The 19,770-nt window shown below is 65.9% G+C and carries 10 protein-coding genes; 1 reads left to right on the top strand and 9 read right to left on the bottom strand.

All coding sequences use genetic code 11. The features are described from left to right. Positions 1 to 212: 212 nt before the first annotated feature. From AC1ZV1_RS27400 to AC1ZV1_RS27380, 5 genes are all read right to left on the bottom strand, one after another. Complete coding sequence (locus AC1ZV1_RS27400; protein ID WP_484294502.1) at positions 213 to 1,490, bottom strand: bifunctional O-acetylhomoserine aminocarboxypropyltransferase/cysteine synthase; 1,278 nt, start codon at positions 1,488 to 1,490, stop codon at positions 213 to 215. 122 nt (positions 1,491 to 1,612) lie between these two features. Further along, positions 1,613 to 3,073 carry a protein adenylyltransferase SelO gene (gene selO / locus AC1ZV1_RS27395; protein ID WP_484294501.1) on the bottom strand — a complete coding sequence of 487 codons (1,461 nt, stop codon included), beginning with the start codon at positions 3,071 to 3,073 and terminating at the stop codon, positions 1,613 to 1,615. A gap of 58 nt (positions 3,074 to 3,131) precedes the next feature. Beyond that, positions 3,132 to 6,497: a mechanosensitive channel MscK gene (gene mscK / locus AC1ZV1_RS27390; RefSeq protein WP_484294500.1), complete on the bottom strand. Its 3,366-nt coding sequence runs from the start codon at positions 6,495 to 6,497 to the stop codon at positions 3,132 to 3,134. 84 nt (positions 6,498 to 6,581) lie between these two features. Continuing rightward, on the bottom strand, positions 6,582 to 8,324 hold the full coding sequence (locus tag AC1ZV1_RS27385) for a potassium/proton antiporter (protein ID WP_484294499.1): 1,743 nt from the start codon (positions 8,322 to 8,324) through the stop codon (positions 6,582 to 6,584). A 366-nt stretch (positions 8,325 to 8,690) separates the two neighbouring features. Further along, complete coding sequence (locus AC1ZV1_RS27380; protein ID WP_484294498.1) at positions 8,691 to 10,493, bottom strand: acyl-CoA dehydrogenase; 1,803 nt, start codon at positions 10,491 to 10,493, stop codon at positions 8,691 to 8,693. Between the two features lie 178 nt (positions 10,494 to 10,671). On the opposite strand from AC1ZV1_RS27380, the gene AC1ZV1_RS27375 reads away from it, so the two are divergent. Beyond that, entirely contained in the window at positions 10,672 to 11,508 is an 837-nt protein-coding gene (locus AC1ZV1_RS27375; protein WP_484294497.1) for a 23S rRNA (adenine(2030)-N(6))-methyltransferase RlmJ, read from the top strand. A gap of 155 nt (positions 11,509 to 11,663) precedes the next feature. Here the strand turns inward: AC1ZV1_RS27375 and msrA are convergent, their stop codons facing one another. From msrA to aceE, 4 genes are all read right to left on the bottom strand, one after another. Beyond that, positions 11,664 to 12,311 carry a peptide-methionine (S)-S-oxide reductase MsrA gene (gene msrA / locus AC1ZV1_RS27370; RefSeq protein ID WP_484294496.1) on the bottom strand — a complete coding sequence of 216 codons (648 nt, stop codon included), beginning with the start codon at positions 12,309 to 12,311 and terminating at the stop codon, positions 11,664 to 11,666. A 132-nt stretch (positions 12,312 to 12,443) separates the two neighbouring features. After that, positions 12,444 to 15,143 (bottom strand): putative bifunctional diguanylate cyclase/phosphodiesterase, encoded by a 2,700-nt coding sequence (locus AC1ZV1_RS27365; RefSeq protein ID WP_484294495.1) that lies wholly within the window; start codon positions 15,141 to 15,143, stop codon positions 12,444 to 12,446. 263 nt (positions 15,144 to 15,406) lie between these two features. Next, on the bottom strand, positions 15,407 to 17,038 hold the full coding sequence (gene aceF, locus AC1ZV1_RS27360; protein ID WP_484294494.1) for a dihydrolipoyllysine-residue acetyltransferase: 1,632 nt from the start codon (positions 17,036 to 17,038) through the stop codon (positions 15,407 to 15,409). Positions 17,039 to 17,049: 11 nt separating this feature from the next. After that, on the bottom strand, positions 17,050 to 19,698 hold the full coding sequence (gene aceE / locus AC1ZV1_RS27355) for a pyruvate dehydrogenase (acetyl-transferring), homodimeric type (protein ID WP_484294493.1): 2,649 nt from the start codon (positions 19,696 to 19,698) through the stop codon (positions 17,050 to 17,052). Positions 19,699 to 19,770 lie beyond the last annotated feature (72 nt).

Genomic DNA, 19,770 nt, shown 5'->3' with positions numbered 1-19,770 from the left:
GAGGCGGAAGGCGGCCGCGCAATTCCCTTTTCGCTGGCGTATCAGGTGGCGCGGTCGCGCGGTTGCCCGGGGAGCAGGCAGCGACGACATTGTACGGAATGGTGAGGCCATCGTCTGCACGATGATGGCACCGGGATATGATGGCGATGCGTCAGCGGCTGTTCATGAGAGGACGTGCGAGGCACCTGGGGTGCCTCGCTGAGTGTCGCGGGTCAGGCCCTGGCGGCGTCCAGCGCCTGCGCAAGATCGGCGAGGATGTCGTCGATGTGCTCGATACCGATGGACAGGCGCACCATGTCGCGCGGTACGCCGGCCTTCTCCAGCTCTTCGTCGTTGAGCTGGCGGTGGGTGGTGGAGGCCGGGTGGCAGGCCAGGGACTTGGCGTCGCCGATGTTCACCAGGCGCACCACCAGCTGGAGTGCGTCGATGAAGCGGGCCCCCGCTTCCTGCCCGCCCTTGATGCCGAACGAGAGGATCGACGCGGGCTTGCCGCCCATGTAGCGCAGCGCCAGTTCCTGCTCGGGGTGATCGGCCAGGCCTGCGTACTTCACCCAGCTGACCTGCGGGTGGTCCTGCAGGTACTGCGCGACTTTCACGGCGTTCTCGCAGTGACGCTCCATGCGCAGGGCGAGGGTTTCCAGGCCCTGCAGGATGAGGAAGGCATTGAACGGGGAGAGCGCGGCGCCGGTGTTGCGCAGTGGCACGACGCGGCAGCGGCCGATGAAGGCGGCAGGGCCGAAGGCTTCGGTGTAGGTGACGCCGTGGTAGGACGGGTCCGGCGTGTTGAGCAGCGGGAAGCGCGCCTTGTTGTCGGCCCAGGGGAATTTGCCGGAGTCGACGACGATGCCGCCGATGCTGGTGCCGTGGCCGCCGATGTACTTGGTCAGCGAATGCACCACGATGTCCGCGCCGTGTTCGAACGGGCGGCAGAGGATCGGGGTGGCGACGGTGTTGTCGACGATCAGTGGTACGCCATGGCGGTGCACGGCATCGGCCAGGGCCTGAAGATCGACGATGTTGCCCGCCGGGTTGCCGATGGATTCGCAGAAGACCGCCTTGGTGCGCTCGTCGATCAGTGCTTCGAGGGCGGCGATATCATCGTGCGGCGCGAAGCGGGTCTGGATGCCGAAGCGTGGCAGGGTGTGGGCGAACAGGTTGTAGGTGCCGCCGTAGAGCTTGGCCACCGAGACGATGTTGTCACCGGCCTCGGCGACGGTCTGGATGGCGTAGGTGATGGCGGCCATGCCGGAAGCCACGGCCAGCGCTGCAACGCCACCTTCCAGGGCGGCTACGCGCTCCTCGAGCACTGCGTTGGTGGGGTTCATGATGCGCGTGTAGATGTTGCCGGCGACCTTCAGGTCGAACAGATCGGCACCGTGCTGGGTGTCGTCGAAGGCGTAGGAGCTGGTCTGGTAGATCGGTACGGCCACGGCCTTGGTAGTCGGGTCGGGGCTGTAGCCGGCGTGGATGGCCAGGGTTTCCGGTTTCATTGTTCGAGCGTCCTTGTGGCAGAAAGCCTCGAGGATGCGAGCGAGGCCCGGCCGCGGTCAATGACCGGGAGCAATGTGCCCTGGGCCTCGCTAGATCGCTTTTCGCTGAGCTTATAACCGGCTCAGGACGAGCAACTGATCTCCAGGTGCTTGCCCCAGTCCGGCGGTCGGCGGGTGAAGGCTTCGGCATCCGGCTGCTCGTCGAAGGGCCGGCTGAGTACCTTATGCAGGCGGCGCACCACGCTGAAATCGCCCTGTTCGGCAGCGCTGATGGCTTCCTGGGCGAGGTAGTTGCGCAGCACGTAGAGCGGGTTGACCGCGTGCATGCGCATGCGGCGCTCGTCCTGGCTGCCGCTTTCCCGCGCTACGCGGGCCTGGTAGTCGGTGGCCCAGGCGTCGAAGCCGGTGAGGTCGACGAAGTCTTCGCGCACCAGGGCCAGTGCCTGCTCGGGTGCCTGGTCGCCGAGGCGGCGGAAAAACAGTGAATAGTCCACCGCGCCCTTCTGCATGGTCTGCAACAGGCGCTGGACGAGTTCCAGGTCGCCGTCGTCGGCGGTGGTGAGGCCGAGGCGGCGACGCATCAGGTCCAGGTAGCTGGCCTGGTAGAGCGGCAGGAACAGATCCAGCGTGGCGCGCAGGTCGTCCACCTCGACGAAGGGCGTCAGCGCCTGGCCGAGCGCGGCGAGGTTCCAGTGGGCGATGGGTACCTGGTTGCTGAAGGAGTAGCGGCCGGTGTCGTCGGAGTGATTGCAGATGTGGTTGGCGTCGAAGTCGTCGAGGAAGGCGTAGGGGCCGTAGTCGAAGGTGATGCCGAGGATCGACATGTTGTCGGTGTTCATCACGCCGTGGCAGAAGCCGTAGGCCTGCCAGTAGGCGATCATCTCGGCGTTGCGCTCGACGACTTCGCGGAAGAACGCCAGGTAGGGCTTCTCGTCGGCCAGGCAGTGCGGGTAATAGGACTGCAGGACAAATTCGGCGAGGGTGCGCAGCTGTTCTTCCTGCTTGGTGTAGTAGAAGTACTCGAAGTGGCCGAAGCGCACGTGGCTGGGCGCCAGGCGCAGCAGCATGGCGCCGGTCTCCTTCGACTCGCGCCATACCGTGGTGCTGGAGCCGGTGACGCACAGCGCGCGGCTGCTGGGGATGCCCAGGGCGGCGAGGTATTCGCTGGCGAGGAATTCGCGGATCGACGAGCGCAGCACCGCGCGACCGTCGCCCATGCGCGAGTAGGGCGTCTGCCCGGCGCCCTTGAGGTGCAGGTCCCAGTGCTCGCCGGCCTCGTTCACCACTTCGCCCAGCAGCAGGCCGCGGCCATCGCCCAGGCGTGGGTTGTAGGCGCCGAACTGGTGCCCGGAATAGACCATGGCGCGCGGGTCCGCCTCTTCCCAGAGCTTGTGGCCGGCGAAGATTTCCGCGAACAGCGGGTTATCCGCCTCGCTCGGGTCGAGATCGAGCAGGGCCATGGCGGCGGGGCTGACGACGACCAGGCGCGGGTCGGCGATGGGATCGGGCAGGACCTGGGTGGAAAACGCGTCGCCCAGGCGGGCGAAGCGATTATCGAAGGTCAGTTCGTCGAGCTTTTTCACAATCTAACTCCGGACAAGTCCGAGCATTGTGCTCGGACTTGTCCGAAGGCGTCCACCCTCAGGCCTTGTCGCCGTTGGGCTTGTCGGTTGCCTGGGGGCCGCTGATCTTCACCGGCGTGGCGGCGGGTTGTTGCTGGCCGACGATGACCTGGGCTTCCTGGCCCTGGAAGTTCTTCAGGAACACGTCGACCTGGTTGAACGCCATGTCGATGCCGGCCTCGCGGAAGGCCAGGGCGATGCGCGTGAGGGTCTCGTCCACCGCCGGGTTGCGGTCGCCCAGCTCGCGCACGTGGAAGCGCAGTTCGTAGTCGAAGGTGCTGGCGCTGATCGTGGTGAAGTACACCACCGGGTCCGGGTCGCGCAGGATGCGGGTGTTGGCGTGGGCAGCGTCGAGCATGATCTTGCGCGCAAGTGGCAGGTCGCTCTCGTAGGCCAGGCCGATCTTGATGGTCACCCGCGTCACGGTATCGCTCAGCGACCAGTTCACCAGCTGACCGGTGATGAAGGTCTGGTTCGGAACGATGATTTCCTTGCGGTCGAAGTCGGTGATGGTGGTGGCACGGATGCGAATCCGGCTGACGGTGCCGGACAGCGTGCCGATGGTCACCACGTCGCCGATCCGCACCGGGCGTTCGAAGAGGATGATCAGGCCGGAGACGAAGTTGGAGAAGATCGCCTGCAGGCCGAAACCCAGGCCGACCGACAGCGCGGCCACCAGCCATTGCAGCTTGTCCCAGCTCACCCCGAGGGTGGACAGGGCGCTGACGATGCCGATGCCGCTGATCGCGTAGGAGAGCAGGGTGGTGATGGCGTAGGCGCTGCCCTGGGCCAGGGTCAGGCGCTGCAGCACCAGCACTTCCAACAGGCCGGGCAAGTTGCGCGCCAGGGCCACGGTCACGGCGGCGATCACCAGGGCCATGAGGAAGTCGCTCAGGCTGATCGGCGTGGTCGACGCCGCGTCGCCGGTGCCGCTGGTGTACTGGTAGAGGGTCACGTTGTCGAGGTAGGAGACGACGCTGATCAGGTCGGCCCAGACCCAGTACAGGGTGACCACGAAGCCGATCAGCAGGCCCAGGCGGATCAGTCGCATCGACTGGTCGTTGATCTGCTCGATGCCCAGGGTCGGCTCTTCGACTACCTCGGTGCCTTCGATGCCTTCCTTGGGCGCGTTCTGCCGCTTCGACAGCGCACGCTGGTAGGCCAGGCGGCGGGCAGCGACGCCCATGCCGCGGACGAAGGTGGCTTCCACCACCATCCAGAACATCAGCAGGAACAGGGTGTCGATCAGCCGGTCGGTGAGCTTGAGTGCGGTGTAGTAGTAGCCGAAGCCGACCGCCAGGAACAGTGCCACGGGCAGGGCGGTGAACAGCAGGCCGACGATCATCTTGATCATCGACGGGCGCTCGCTGGACGGGCTGTTGAACAGCAGTTGGGCGAGCAGCCAGGTCATCGCGCCATAGCCGAACAGCACCACGGCGATACCGATCACGTCGTCGGCCAGCGAGGCCGGGGAGTGCTCGGCGACGGTCACGACGGCCACCAGCGACATCACCACCAGGCCCAGTCGGCGCATCAGTTTGCCGAGGAACTGCACCTGCGGCTGGCTCCAGTGGAAATGCCGCTCGGCGATGCCGCCCGGCCGCAGGATACGGTGCGCGGTGTAGAACACCAGCCAGACCTGCGCCATCTCCAGCAGCGCGCTGCCCAGGGTGGCGTTCTGGCCACGGGCGTCGAGCAGCAGGGCGAGACCGGCGATGGCCAGGGCGAGGGTACCGGGCAGGGCGAGCAGCACGGCGAGCAGCAGGGCCAGCGGGGTGTGGGCCTGGCTGTCACGTTTGAAGTGGCCGATGTCGTCGTTCAGCGATTCCAGCTTGTCGTAGAGGAACCGGCGCTTCCACAGCAAGGCGGCGACCAGCAGGAGCAGCGGCAGGAACAGGAAGGGCCGGTCGATCAGGCCTTCGCCCAGCTCCTTTACGCCCGAGCCCCAGGGCACTTCGGCCAACTGGTGGTGCAGCAGGGTCGGGGTCATCTTGAACCAGGACAGGTCCAGCGGGCGGTTGCTGGGAATCCAGAACATCTGCTCGTCGAGGGTCGCGCGCAGGCTGCTGCTGGTTTCCTTGAGCTGCTTCTGGTTCAGCTGCAGGGTGATGGCTTCGTTGAGCAGCGCGTTCAGTTCGTGGTTCAGGCGCTCCATCAGTTCCAGGCGGGTATCCACCAGCTCGGAGAGGTCCTTGCGCAACTGCGGGGTGACGCTTTCCTGCGATTGCTGGGCGAGCAGGTTGTCGATGTAGACCTGGGTGTTGTTGATCTCGTCGCGCTTCTGGTTCAGCTCGAACTGGTACAGGCGCAGGTCGGCGATCTCGTCGGCAAGGTCCTGGTCGGTCTTGATCACCGGCAGCGACTGCTTCTGCTGGTAGAGGATCTTCGACAACAGCAGGCTGCCGCGCAGCACGTTGATCTGCTCGTCCAGGGCTTGTTCGCCCTGGGTCAGGTTGTCCAGCTGCTGCTTGGCTTCGAGGTTGCGCCGGGTCAGGGTGTTGAGGCGGTCGGTGGTGCGCAGCAGGTAGTCGGAGAGCTTGAGGTTGGCGGCGTTCTCGTGGCTCAGCAGGCTGTCGGTGCCGGCGGCCTGGTCGGCGTCCTTGGACAGTTCGGCCACGGTCTTCTCCGACTGCTCGCGGCGCTTGTCGCTGATCATCGCCTGCAGTTCGAGGGTTTCGCGCTCCTCGCGGCCGATACGCTCGGCCAGCAGATCGCGCTGGCTAGAAGCGAGGTCGAGCAGCAGGTTGTTCCCGGCCAGCTGCTTGCGCAGCAGCAGGTTCTGCGCGATCAGCGCGGCCTGCTCCGCCAGCAGCTCGTTGCGGCGCTCGTCAGGCAGGGGCTTGGCGCCTTCCTTGCCAGCCTTGAGGGCGGTGTTGATGTCCAGCAGGCGGGTCTGGTTCTTGCTCAGGTCGGCCTGGGCGCGCTCGGGGCGAGTCTGCGCGGTGAGGATCTCGCTCTTGGCGTCGATCATCTCTTTCTGCCAGGCGGCCAGCTGGGTGGATTGCTCGTTGAGGAGCATTTCCAGTTGGGTGGCGTTGTAGCCGCCGTAGCGCTGGGCGGCCGGCTTGTCGCTGCTGCCCTTGAGGCGGGTGAGGGCCTTCTGGTTCTCGCTGATCAGCTTGGGCGCATCGGCCAGGCGGGCGTTGAGCTCGCTCAGTTGCTTCTCGCTGTCGGCCTTGGCGGCCAGCAGCTTGAGGGTGTTTTCCAGGCTGGCCTTGATCGGCTTGGCCTCGGCGTCCGACAGCTTGCGGTCAGCCAGGCCGTCGAGGCTCTGCTGCACCTGGTCGACGCTGGGCGGGGTGGAGTCGGCGGCCAGCGCAGGCAGGCCGGTGAGCGAGCCGCCCAGGAGGACGACGGTCAGAAGGGTACGCAGCAGGAATGACATGGTCGCGTTCAGCGGCTCGTGCAAAAAAGTGGAGTGAGGGTAGTTCTGGCAGGCCGGCACCCGCAAGCGGGCGCCGGTGGGCGGTCAGAGGAAGAGCCCGGGACCGGGGCGACCTTCGGGAAATTTGACCCCGACCTTGCGGATCTTGTTCCCGTCCAGGGCGGCGACGGTCCAGGTCAGGCCGTTCCATTCCACCTGGTCGCCGATGATCGCCTGGCCGCCGATCTCGTGGGCGATAAAGCGGCCCAGGTGCTGCTCCCCGTCCACCCCGTCGAGCTTCAGGCCGTAGAGCGAGGCCACGGCGGAGAGCTGCGCGTCGCCTTCGAGCACGAAGTCGCCGAAGAAGCGCGCGCTCAGGCCGCGGTCCGGGGCCTGGCTGAACAGTTTGCCCAGCGGCGAAAGGTCATGCTCGTGGCCGATCACGCAGAGGATGTCGTCGGCCTCGAGGATGGTGCTGCCGGACGGGTGGAGCAGCTGGGTACCGCGGAACAGCGCGGCGATACGGGTGCCCTCGGGCATCTTCAGCTCGCGCAGGGCGGCGCCGATGCACCACTTCTCCTTGCTCAGGTGGTAGACGAACAGCTCCCACTCGCTGGTCGGGTGGACTTCCAGGCCGGCGCGGGAGATCGGTGCCGGGTCCGGCGGCACCACCACGCGCAACAGCTTGGCGGCCCAGGGCAGGCTGGTGCCTTGCACCAGCAGCGAAACCAGCACGATGAAGAAGGCCACGTTGAAGAACAGTTGCGCGTTGGGAAGGCCGGCCATCAGCGGGAACACCGCAAGAATGATCGGCACCGCGCCGCGCAGGCCGACCCAGGCGATGAAGGCCTTCTCGCGGCCATGGAAGGCACGGAACGGGAACAGGCCGACCAGCACCGACAGCGGGCGGGCGAAAAGGATCATCCACAGCGCAAGGCCAAGGGCGGGCAGGGCGATGGGCCAGAGGTCGTGGGGCGTGACCAGCAGGCCCAGCACCAGGAACATGCCGATCTGCGCCAGCCAGGCCATGCCGTCCAGCATGTGCATGATGCCGTGGCGCGAGCGGATCGGTTGGTTGCCCAGCACCAGGCCGCACAGGTAGATGGCGAGGATGCCGCTGCCGTGCACGGCGTTGGCCAGGGCGAAGATCAGCAGGCCGCCGCTGATCGCCAGCAGCGGGTAGAGACCGTTGGCCAGGTGGATGCGGTTGATCACCTGCAGCAGCAGCCAGCCGCCGGCGAGGCCCAGTAGGGAGCCGATGCCGAACTCACGCAGGAAGTGCCAGAGGAAGCTCCAGGACAGGCCGCTCTCGCCGTGGGCGAGCATGTCGATCAGGGTGACGGTGAGGAACACCGCCATGGGGTCGTTGCTGCCCGATTCGATTTCCAGGGTTGCGGTGACCCGCTCGTTCAGGCCCTTGCCGCCCAGCAGCGAGAACACCGCCGCGGCGTCGGTAGAGCCGACGATGGCGCCGATCAGCAGGCCCTCCATCCAGCTCAGCTTGAACAGCCAGGCGGCGGCGATGCCGGTCAGCCCGGCGGTGATCAGCACCCCGGCGGTGGCCAGCGACAGCGCCGGCCAGAGGGCCACGCGGAAGCTCGAGACCCGTGTGCGCAAGCCGCCGTCCAGCAGGATCACCGCCAGCGCCAGGTTGCCCACCAGGTAGGCCATGGGGTAGTTCGAGAAACCGATGCCGCCGGGGCCGTCGGTGCCCGCGATCATGCCCACGGCGAGGAAGATCACCAGGATCGGTATGCCCAGGCGCGAGGACAGCGAACTGACCAGGATGCTCATGCCGATCAGCACAGCTGCAATCAGGAAATAGCTGTTGATGGCCACGGCATCCAAGGTGTCGACCTCCTGGGGAATGGGGGAGTGGCGACGCTACGCAAGGATCAGGATGCAGGCCGCATGCCAATCGATTCTAACCTGCGGATTTACAAGGCTGTCAAAGGTTTGTTGAGGACCGTTCGGCGGCGCTTTCGGGCCGGGACCCGACGGCAGTCCAGGCGGGAACCCGGCTCGGTGAGTTCTGGTCGATGGACCCTCGGCCGCGGGTCTCGTTTGCTGCGGGTTGGGCGGCTTTCGGGCAGGCCTGGGGATCATGCTCCAGGGTGGCGCGCCGACCAGCCAGCGGCTCCGCCGCCTGGGCGGTCGTTCCGCAGGCATAAAAAAGCCCCGGACGTGACCGGGGCACAAGGGGCATGCAGGGGCCTAGAACCAGGCGTCCTGCATGGTGGAACAGGTATCGTCGCGGCCTTCGAGCAGCGCCAGGTCGTGGTGGCAGGACGGCACTTCCCAGGTCAGGAAGTAGCGCGCTGCCTGCAGCTTGCCGCGGTAGAAGTCGACATCGGATGCCTCGCCACGGGCCAGGCCCTCCTCGGCGCGGATGGCCTGCTCCAGCCAGCGCCAGCCGATCACGGCGTGGCCGAAGACCTTCAGGTACAGCGCGGAGTTGGCCAGGCCCTGGGCCACGCGGCCCTGCATCAGGTCGCCAAGCAGGCTCAGGGTGGTCGCGGACAGGCGCGCCATCAGCTGCTCCAGCGGTTCGCGCAGCTTGTCCAGCGACGGGTGCGCGCTGGCGCGCTCGCAGCACTGGTTGATCAGGCGGGTCAGCTGCTTGAGGCCGGCGCCATTGTTCTGCGCCAGCTTGCGGCCAAGCAGGTCCAGGGACTGGATGCCGTGGGTGCCTTCGTGGATCGGGTTCAGGCGGTTGTCGCGGTAGTACTGCTCCACCGGATACTCGCGGGTGTAGCCATGACCGCCGAGGATCTGGATTGCCAGTTCGTTGGCCTTCAGGCAGAACTCCGAGGGCCAGGATTTGACGATCGGGGTGAGCAGGTCGAGCAGTTCGTGGGCCTGCTTGCGCTCGTCCTCGGTGGGCAGCGTTTCGCAGTCATCCACCAGGCGCGCGGCATAGAGACCGAGGTCGAAGGCGCCTTCGACGTAGGCCTTCTGGGTCAGCAGCATGCGACGCACGTCGGTGTGCTGGATGATCGACACCGGGGCGGAGGTCGGGTCCTTGGCGTCCACCGGGCGACCCTGCGGGCGCTCGCGGGCGTACTCCAGGGAATACAGGTAGCCGGCGTAGCCGAGCATGATGGCGCCCATGCCCACGCCAATGCGGGCCTCGTTCATCATCTGGAACATGTAGGCCAGGCCGTGGTGCGGTTTGCCGACCAGGTAGCCGACGCACTCACCCTTGTCGCCGAAGTTCAGTGCGGTGGAGGTGGTGCCGCGCCAGCCCATCTTGTGGAACAGGCCCGCCAGCGTCACGTCGTTGCGCGCGCCGAGGGAACCGTCGTCGTTGACCAGGAACTTCGGCACGATGAACAGGCTGATGCCCTTCACGCCAGCCGGTGCGTCCGGCAGCTTGGCCAGCACCATGTGCACGATGTTGTCCGACAGTGGGTGATCGCCGCCGGAGATGAAGATCTTGTTGCCCTTGATCCGGTAGCTGCCGTCGGCGGCCGGTTCCGCGCGGGTGCGGATGTCGGCCAGGGACGAGCCGGCGTGGGGTTCGGTCAGGGCCATGGTGCCGAACCAGCGGCCTTCGATCATCGGCTGCAGGAACAGGCGTTTCTGCTCGTCGCTGCCGAAGGTCTCGATCAGGTGGCTGGCGCCCATGCTCAGCATCGGGTAGGACGAGGTGGCGATGTTGGCCGACTGGAAGTGCGCGAAGCAGGCGCGCGACAGCAGGTGCGGCAACTGCATGCCGCCCTGTTCGAAGCTGCGCGAGGCGTTCTGGAAGCCGGCTTCGTTGAAGGCGTCCACCGCCGGTTTCACTTCCGGGATGAGCACTGCGCCGCCATCGACGTACTGCGGTTCGTTCTCGTCGTTCTTGCGGTTGTGCGGGGCGAACAGCTCCTCGGCGATGCCGCGAGCGGTGCCCAGGGCGGCGTCGAAGGTCTCGCGGTTGTGGTCGGCGAAGCGTTCACGCTGGGTCAGGGCCTCGGCGTCGAGCACTTCGTAGAGTTCGAAAGCGAGGTTGCGGGAGCTGAGCAGGGTCTCGGACATGGATCGACCTCCGTGGGAATCGCCGCAGTCTAGTCTGGTGAATGAAGCAAGCACAGAATCATCCATGAGCGTGATAAAGGGCTAAAACGCCCGGACTCCCGGCTGGCTCCGGCGACAGCGGACTCGCACCGCACACACCGCAGGACCTAAACTGCGCGCCTTGAGGAGTCCGCCACCTATGAACTACCGCCACGCCTACCACGCCGGCAACCACGCCGACGTGCTGAAACACATCGTCCTCGCCCGAATCTTCGCGCTCATGGCGCGCAAGGACACACCTTTTGCCTACCTCGACAGCCATTCGGGCATCGGCCTGTACGACCTGCTGGGCGACGAAGCCAGCCGTACCGGTGAGTGGGAGGCGGGCATCGGTCGTCTGTTCGAGCGCGATGACCTGCCCGAGCTGCTGCAGGATTATCTGAGCGTCGTGGGCGCACTGAATCCCGATGGTGGCCTGGCGTTCTATCCCGGCTCGCCGGAGCTGGCGCGTCGCCTGACTCGTCCGCAGGATCGGCTGATGCTCAACGAACTGCACCCCGAGGACGGCCGCCTGCTCAAGGCCAACATGGCCGGCGAGCGGCGCATCTCGGTGCACCAGGGTGACGGCTGGCTGTTGCCGCGGGCCTTGCTGCCGGTGGCAGAGAAGCGGGGCGTGCTGCTGATCGACCCGCCCTTCGAGCAGCCGGACGATCTCGAGCGCTGCGTGACCGCGCTGGACGAAGCCATCGGCCGCATGCGCCAGACCGTGGTCGCCATCTGGTACCCGATCAAGGACCGTCGCCAGCTCAAGCGTTTCTACCAGCGTCTGGAGAAGACCTCGGCGCCGAAGCTGCTCCGCGTCGAGCTGTGCGTGCATCCGGCGGACTCCGCCGATCGCCTGAACGGTTCCGGACTGGTCATCGCCAATCCGCCGTGGCCGCTGGACGAAGAGCTGCGCGGGCTGTTGCCGTGGCTGGTTGAGACGCTGGCGCAGAGCGAAGGCAGCAGCCAGGTGGACTGGCTGATCGCTGAATGAAAAAAGCCCCGGCAATGCCGGGGCTTTTTCGTGGTGCCGAGCGGTGGTGCGGAGCGGGCCTGTCGCGGCCGGAGTCCGCTCCTGCGCCGTGGGGAGATATAGCGCTCCCTGTGACAGCGGGTCATCCCCGTATTTGCGCCCGCACGGCGCCCGCTTCACGCCGGCAGGCAGACGCCGGTGCCGCCCAGGCCGCAGTAGCCGTTGGGGTTCTTCGCCAGGTATTGCTGGTGATAGGCCTCGGCGTAGTAGAACGGAGGCACCTCGCGGATTTCCGTGGTGATCTCGCCGTAGCCCTTGGCGCTGAGTTCCTTCTGGAAGGCCGCGCGACTGGCGTCGATGGCGGCTTTCTGCGCCTGGTCGAACCAGTAGATCGCCGAGCGGTACTGGGTGCCGGTGTCGTTGCCCTGGCGCATGCCCTGGGTCGGGTCGTGGGATTCCCAGAACACCTTCAGCAGTGCCTCGATGCTGGTTTCACGCGGGTCGTACGCCACCAGCACCACTTCGCTGTGGCCGGTCAGGCCGGAGCAGACCTCGTCGTAGGTCGGGTTCGGCGTGAAACCGCCGGCGTAGCCCACCGCGGTGACCCACACGCCCGGTTGTTGCCAGAAACGCCGCTCCGCGCCCCAGAAACAGCCCAGGCCGACAACGATCTGCTGCACGCCGGCGGGGAAGGGCGCAGTCAGCGGGCGGCCATTGACGTAATGCGCTTCGGGCACCGGCATCGGGCTTTCGCGCCCCGGCAGGGCCTGGGCGGAGCTGGGCAGTTCCAGCTTGTGGGCAAGTATTTGCGAGCGCAGGGTCATGGCATTCGTCTCCTCTGAACAGGGGCGGCAATAGACTCGGGTACTCGCCGAAGATTACAGCGTTTGATTCACTTTGCGGGATGTTTGAGCGGATTCGCGGGTTTGGCTGCGGGCACGCCGTGCCAGAGCGACTCAGTGTGGGCGGCAGGGGTAGCGCTGCAGGCTGGAGGAGAGGTCGTGGCTGGGGATGGGCTTGTCGAACAGGTAGCCCTGGCCGATGTCGCAGCGGTTGCGCCGCAGGAAGGCCAGTTGGGCGGCGGTCTCGACGCCTTCGGCGACCACCTGCAGCTTGAGGTTGTGGGCCATGGCGATCACCGCGGAGGTGATTTCCATGTCGTCCTGATTGTCCGGGATGTCCTTGATGAAGCTGCGGTCGATCTTGATCACGTCGATGGGGAATTTCTTCAGGTAGCTCAGCGACGAGTAGCCGGTACCGAAGTCGTCCATGGCCAGGGTCAGGCCGAGGTTCTTCAGGCGCTCCAACTGCTGGCGGGTGTCGTCGGTAGCGTCCAGCAGCAGGCTTTCGGTGAGCTCCAGCTCCAGTTGGCTGGCCGGGATGCTTTCCTCGTGGAGAATCGCGGCGATGGAGCCGACCAGGTCCGGGTCGCTGAACTGCTTGGGCGACAGGTTGATCGCCATGTGCAATTCGCCCAGCCCCTTGGCGGCCAGCTCGCGCACCTGGCGGCAGGCCTGGCGGATCACCCATTTGCCGATGGGGATGATCAGGCCGGTTTCCTCGGCGACGCTGATGAACTGGTCCGGGCGGATCATGCCCTTTTCCGGGTGCTGCCAGCGCAGCAGGGCTTCCAGGCCGAGCAGCGCGCCACTGCGCAGGCACAGCTTGGGCTGGTAGTGCACGGCGAGTTCGTCCTGTACCAGGGCGCGGCGCAGGTTGCTCTCGACGAACAACTTGTAGCTGGCCTCGGCGGTCATCGCCTCGGTGAAAGTCTGCACCTGGTGCTTGCCGTTGGCCTTGGCCTTGTGCAGCGCGAGACCCGCGTGCTTCATCAAGGTCTGCGGGTCCTGTCCGTGCTGCGGCGCGTAGGCGATGCCCACGGAACCGGTGATGCTGATCAACTGGTTGTCGACGAACAGCGGCTTGTCGAGCACGTCGAGGATCTGAGCGGCGACCTTCTCGCCACGGCCGGCCACGGACTCCTCCAGCAGCACGGCGAATTCGTTGCTGGCGAAGCGCGCCAGGGTGGCGCTGTCGCTCAGGCTGCTGCGCAGGCGCCGGGCGAGGTTGGCCAGCAGCTTGTCGCCGGTCTGGTGCCCGAGGCTGTCGTTGATCCGCTTGAAGTTGTCGATGTCCACCAGCAGCAGGCTCAGCGAGTGCTCGCTGCCCACCTGCAGGCGTTCCTCCAGGGCATTGATGAAGAAGTGCCGGTTGGCCAGGCCGGTGAGGTTGTCGCGGTAGGCGAGCTTCTCGATGTGCTGCTGGGCCAGCTTGCTATGGGTGATGTCTTCGTAGATGCCGATGTAGTGGGTCAGCTCGCCCTTGTCGTCGTAGACCTTGGACAGCGACAGCTGGCCCCAGTAAGGCTCGAGGTTCTTGCGTCGGCTGCGGAACTCGCCCTGCCAGCTGTTCTGCGTGACGAGGGTGGAGCGGGCGTCGAACAGCAGCTCGCTGAGGTTGGCCAGTGCCGGCAGTTCCGGCAGGCGGCGGCCACGCACTTCGTCGGCGCCGTATTGGGTGATCGCGGTGAAGCTCGGGTTGACGTACTCCACCAGGCCGTCGCGGTCGATCAGCAGGAAGGCGCTGGCACTCTGCTCGACGGCGCGCTGGAACAGGTGCAGCGCGCTGGAGACGTTGCGCCGTTCGTGGTTCATCAGGACCTGGGCGTACTGGTCGGCCAGCTCGCCGGCGAAGGCGATCTCGTCGCTCTGCCACATGCGGACTTCGCCGACGTGTTCCAGGCAGAGCACGCCGACTACTTCGCCGCCGACGCGGATGGTGGCGTCGAGCATGGCGCTGATGCCCTGCGGTCGCAGGTAACGCTTGGCCAGCTCCTGGGTGCGCGGGTCCTGCTGGGCGTTGTGGGCGTCGATGGCGCGGCCGCTGTGCACCGCGTCGAGGTAATTGGGGAAGTGGCTGGCGTCGATGTCCTGCGGCTTCTCGTACTGGTCGGTGTCGCGGCGGTAGATGGTGACCGCTTCCAGGCGATGGTCCGGGTGCAGGCGCCAGATGCCGGCACGGGCCACGTCGTAAGCCTCGCAGGCGGCCTGGGCGATCAACTGGGCGGCTTCGAGCAGCGGGTCGCTGGACAGGTAGCGGTGCCGCGCCAGGCGCACGATCAGGTTCTGCTGGGTGCGCGAGCGTACCAGATGCTGCAGGTGTTCGTCCTGGGAGCGCTGGTACATCTCCAGCGACATCTTCAGGCGGATATTCTGGGCTTCCAGGTCCAGCAGGCGCGGGTCCAGCTCGGTGCTCTGCTCGTCGCTCTCGTCCTGCAGCAGGTAGCCGTGGAGCAATTGGCGGCCGTGCTGCTGGAAGGCTTCGCCGACCTCCAGCACGTTCAGCGTGCCGCGCGGCGAGTGGAGCAGGTAGCGCACCCGGTAGCGGCCGTCCTTGAGCAGTTGCTGTTGTACTTGCTCATGCAGGCGATGGCGCGCTTCGGGCTCCATCAGGCTGGCGTAGGGGGCGTCGAGTATGCCGCAGAGGTCCTGGGCCGGTACGCCGATCTGGCGTTCGCAGCCAGGGTCCAGGAACAGAAGTGTCCAGCTGGGTTCATTCAAACGCTCGAAGCGCAGCATCCCGAGCCTCGAAGGGACGGGAAGCTGCGTGACAACCTCGGCCGCCTGACGGCTGGCGGCATCGGGATGGCTCTTCATGCGCGGTGGATTTCCAGGGTGCTGGGCGAGGTACATGGCCTCGCCCGACTTCTATGGGCGTTGGCAAGATTTGCATGAGGCACGGGGCCATGACAAGCCAAGACTGTATCGGCCGTCACACTGGGAAGTTGAACCTGGGGCAGGAGCCTGGCGTGACCGCCTGTCCGGCAAAAAGAAGCCCCGCCATCCGGCAGGGCTGGAGAGTACGAGCGTGGCGTGCTCGTCGAGAGGAAGGGCCGGATGCGACCGGCCCTTTGCAACACTTACAGCAGCAGGGTGCGGATATCACCCAGCAGGTCGGACAGACGCTTGGTGTAGCGTGCGGCGGCCGCCCCGTTGATCACGCGGTGATCGTAGGACAGCGACAGCGGCAGCATCAGGCGCGGCTGGAAGGCCTTGCCGTCCCAGACCGGCTGCATGGTCGCCTTGCTGACACCCAGGATCGCCACTTCCGGCGCGTTGACGATCGGCGTGAAGCCGGTGCCGCCAATGTGGCCGAGACTGGAGATGGTGAAGCAGGCGCCCTGCATGGCGTCGGCGGAGAGCTTCTTGGTGCGCGCTTTCTCGGCCAGTTCGGCGGCTTCGGCGGCGAGCTGCAGGAGGCTCTTCTGGTCGACGTTCTTGATCACTGGGACCAGCAGGCCGTCCGGCGTGTCCACGGCGAAGCCGATGTTCACGTACTTCTTGCGGATCAGTGCCTTGCCGCTGGGGGCCAGGGAGCTGTTGAAGTCCGGCATTTCCTTGAGCAGGTGGGCACAGGCCTTCAGCAGGATCGGTAGCACGGTCAGCTTGACGCCAGCCTTCTCCGCAACGGCCTTCTGGGCCACGCGGAAGGCTTCCATCTCGGTGATGTCGGCCGAGTCGAACTGGGTCACGTGCGGCACGTTCAGCCAGCTGCGGTGCAGGTTGGCGGCGCCGACCTGCATCAGGCGGGTCATGGCCACTTCTTCCACTTCGCCGAACTTGCTGAAGTCGACTTCCGGGATCGGCGGGATGCCCGCACCACCCGTGGCGCCAGCCGGCGCGCCGGATTTGGCGCGTTGCAGCTGTTCCTTGACGAACGCCTGTACGTCTTCCTTGAGGATACGGCCCTTGGGACCGGTGCCTTTCACTTCAGCCAGCTCGACGCCGAACTCGCGGGCGACCATGCGCACCGCAGGGCCTGCGTGGACCTTGGTGCCGTCGCGGCTGGGTGCGCCCACCGGGGCCGCTTCCGGAGCCTTGGCCGGAGCCGCGGCAGCCGGTGCCGGAGCGGCGGCAGGAGCGGCAGCGGCTGGCGCCGGAGCAGCCGCCGGAGCTTCTGCGGCCGCCGGGGCAGCAGCGCCCGCGACCTTGAGCTTGAGGATCAGGTCGCCGGTGCCGACTTCGTCACCGATCTTGATCGACACGCTTTCCACCACGCCGGAGGCCGGCGAGGGGATTTCCATGCTGGCCTTGTCCGACTCCAGGGTGATCAGCGACTGGTCGGCTTCGACCGTGTCGCCGGCTTTCACCATGACTTCGATGACGTTGGCCTTGCCGGCCGAGCCGATGTCCGGGACATGGATGTCCTGGACGCTGGCGGCAGCAGGCGCGGCAGCCGGCGCCGGAGCCTCTGCCTTCGGCGCCTCGGCGGCCGGGGCCTGCGCTTCGGCTTTGGGCGCTTCGGCGGCAGCCGAACCACCCTCGACTTCCAGCTCGAGGATCTCGTCGCCTTCCTTCAGGGTGTCGCCCACCTTGACCTTCAGGCTCTTCACCACGCCAGCTTTCGGCGAGGGGATTTCCATGCTGGCCTTGTCGGATTCCAGGGTCAGCAGGCTCTGGTCGGCCTCGACGGTATCGCCGACCTTGACCAGCAGTTCGATGACTTCACCCTGGCCATTGCCGATGTCGGGTACACGAATCAGTTCGCTCATCGTGCCTCTCCTCAGCAGTCCAGCGGGTTACGTTTTTCGGGGTTGATGCCGAACTTGGCGATGGCTTCCGCCACGACCTTGGGTTCGATATCGCCACGATCAGCCAGGGCTTCCAGCGCGGCCAGAACGACCCAGTGACGGTCCACTTCGAAGAAGTCGCGCAGCTTGCGGCGGCTGTCGCTGCGGCCGAAGCCGTCGGTGCCCAGGACCTTGAACTCCTTGCTCGGAACCCACTGGCGGATCTGCTCGGCGTAGAGCTTCATGTAGTCGGTGGAAGCGATGACCGGGCCCTTGCGGCCGGACAGGCACTCTTCGACGTAGCTCTGCTTGGGCTTCTGACCCGGGTGCAGGCGGTTCCAGCGCTCAACGGCGAGGCCGTCGCGGCGCAGTTCGTTGAAGCTCGGTACCGACCAGACGTCGGCGCCGATGCCGAAGTCTTCGCGCAGGATCTTCGCGGCGGCTTCGACTTCGCGCAGGATGGTGCCCGAGCCCAGCAGCTGCACGTGGTGCGCGGCGGCCTTCTTGTCCTCATCGAGCAGGTACATGCCCTTGATGATGCCTTCCTCGGCGCCCTTGGGCATGGCCGGCTGGACGTAGTTCTCGTTCATCACGGTGATGTAATAGAAGATGTCCTGCTGCTCTTCGATCATCTGGCGCGAGCCTTCGCGGATGATCACCGCCAGCTCGTACGCATAGGTCGGATCGTAGGTGCGGCAGTTCGGGATGGTCGCCGCCAGCAGGTGGCTGTGACCGTCCTCGTGCTGCAGGCCTTCACCGTTCAGGGTGGTACGGCCGGCGGTGCCGCCGATCAGGAAACCGTGTGCGCGGCTGTCGCCAGCGGCCCAGGCCAGGTCGCCGATACGCTGGAAGCCGAACATCGAATAGAAGATGTAGAACGGCAGCATCGGCTGGTTGTGCGTGGAGTACGAGGTACCCGCGGCGATCCAGCTGGACATGGCGCCGGCTTCGTTGATGCCTTCCTCGAGGATCTGACCTTTCTTGTCCTCGCGGTAGAACATCACCTGGTCTTTATCGACCGGCTCGTACAGCTGGCCGACGGAGGAGTAGATGCCCAGCTGGCGGAACATGCCTTCCATACCGAAGGTACGGGCTTCGTCCGGCACGATCGGGACGATGCGCGGGCCGAGTTCCTTGTCCTTGACCAGCTGCGAGATGATCCGCACGAAGGCCATGGTGGTGGAGATTTCGCGGTCGCCCGAGCCGTCGAGCATGGCCTTGAGGGTTTCCAGCGGGGGAACCGGGACCTGGAAGCTCTTCTCGCGGCGAACCGGCATCACGCCGCCCAGTGCGGCACGGCGGGAAGCCAGGTACTTGGCTTCGGCGCTGCCTTCCTCGGGGCGGTAGAACGGCAGGTTTTCCAGGTCGGCATCCTTGATCGGGATGTCGAACTTGTCGCGGAACGACTTCAGGGACTCGACGTCGACCTTCTTGACGTTGTGCGCGATGTTCTTCGCTTCGCCGGAACCGGTGCCGTAGCCCTTGATGGTCTTGGCCAGGATGACGGTCGGCTGGCCCTTGTGGTTGACCGCCTGGTGGTAGGCCGCATAGACCTTGTAGGGGTCGTGGCCGCCACGGTTGAGCTTCCAGATTTCTTCGTCGGAGAGGTCCTTGACCATCTCCAGCAGCTCCGGACGCGCACCGAAGAAGTGCTCACGCACGTAGGCGCCGTCCTTGGCCTTGTAGTTCTGGTACTCGCCGTCGATGACCTCGTCCATGCGCTGCTGCAGCAGGCCGGCGGTGTCCTTGGCGAACAGCGGGTCCCAGAAGCGACCCCAGACCACCTTGTTGACGTTCCACTCGGCGCCACGGAACACGCCTTCGAGTTCCTGGATGATCTTGCCGTTGCCGCGAACCGGGCCATCGAGGCGCTGCAGGTTGCAGTTGATGACGAAGATCAGGTTGTCCAGCTTCTCGCGGCCGGCCAGGGAGATCGCGCCCAGGGATTCGGGCTCGTCGCACTCGCCGTCGCCCATGAAGCACCAGACCTTCTGCTTGCCGGCGGGAATGAAGCCGCGGCTTTCCAGGTACTTCATGAAGCGGGCCTGGTAGATCGCCTGGATCGGGCCCAGACCCATGGAGACGGTCGGAAACTGCCAGAAGTCCGGCATCAGCCAGGGGTGCGGGTAGGAAGACAGGCCGTTGCCGTCCACTTCCTGGCGGAAGTTGTTCAGCTGGTCTTCGCTGATGCGGCCTTCGAGGAAGGCGCGGGCGTAGACGCCGGGGGAGGCGTGGCCCTGGAAGAACACCAGGTCGCCGCCGTGCTCGTCGGTCGGGGCCTGGAAGAAGTAGTTGAAGCCAACGTCATACAGGGTCGCCGAGGAGGCGAAGGAGGAGATGTGGCCACCCAGATCCGGGTCGTTCTTGTTGGCCTTCATCACCATCGCCAGGGCGTTCCAGCGCACCAGGGAGCGGATGCGGCGTTCCATGAACAGGTCGCCGGGCATGCGGGCTTCGTGGGTGACCGGAATGCTGTTGCGATACGGCGTGGTGATCGCGTAGGGCAGTTGGGTGCCGGACCGGCTGGCCAGCTCGCCCATACGGGTCATCAGGTAATGGGCGCGGTCTTCACCTTCACGGTCCAGGACCGATTCCAGGGCGTCCAGCCATTCCTGGGTTTCGACGGGATCGAGGTCTTGCATGGCTTGCTCCAGGGCGGAAAGGCTTCCAGAATCGGAAGCCAGTAGATCGTTGCCGACAGCTGCGCCAACCTC

It is taken from the genome of Pseudomonas sp. BB438 (genome assembly GCF_057180225.1).
The sequence above is the reverse complement of the archived record's forward strand: the minus strand, read 5'-3'. Positions and strand labels throughout refer to the sequence as shown.

What these genes read in the sequence shown, in the direction of transcription:
- AC1ZV1_RS27365 (WP_484294495.1), bottom strand. Translation starts at nt 15,143, where the DNA reads ATGAAGAGCCATCCCGATGCCGCCAGCCGTCAGGCGGCCGAGGTTGTC.
- AC1ZV1_RS27375 (WP_484294497.1), top strand. Translation starts at nt 10,672, where the DNA reads ATGAACTACCGCCACGCCTACCACGCCGGCAACCACGCCGACGTGCTG.
- msrA (WP_484294496.1), bottom strand. Translation starts at nt 12,311, where the DNA reads ATGACCCTGCGCTCGCAAATACTTGCCCACAAGCTGGAACTGCCCAGC.
- aceF (WP_484294494.1), bottom strand. Translation starts at nt 17,038, where the DNA reads ATGAGCGAACTGATTCGTGTACCCGACATCGGCAATGGCCAGGGTGAA.
- AC1ZV1_RS27400 (WP_484294502.1), bottom strand. Translation starts at nt 1,490, where the DNA reads ATGAAACCGGAAACCCTGGCCATCCACGCCGGCTACAGCCCCGACCCG.
- AC1ZV1_RS27380 (WP_484294498.1), bottom strand. Translation starts at nt 10,493, where the DNA reads ATGTCCGAGACCCTGCTCAGCTCCCGCAACCTCGCTTTCGAACTCTAC.
- mscK (WP_484294500.1), bottom strand. Translation starts at nt 6,497, where the DNA reads ATGTCATTCCTGCTGCGTACCCTTCTGACCGTCGTCCTCCTGGGCGGC.
- aceE (WP_484294493.1), bottom strand. Translation starts at nt 19,698, where the DNA reads ATGCAAGACCTCGATCCCGTCGAAACCCAGGAATGGCTGGACGCCCTG.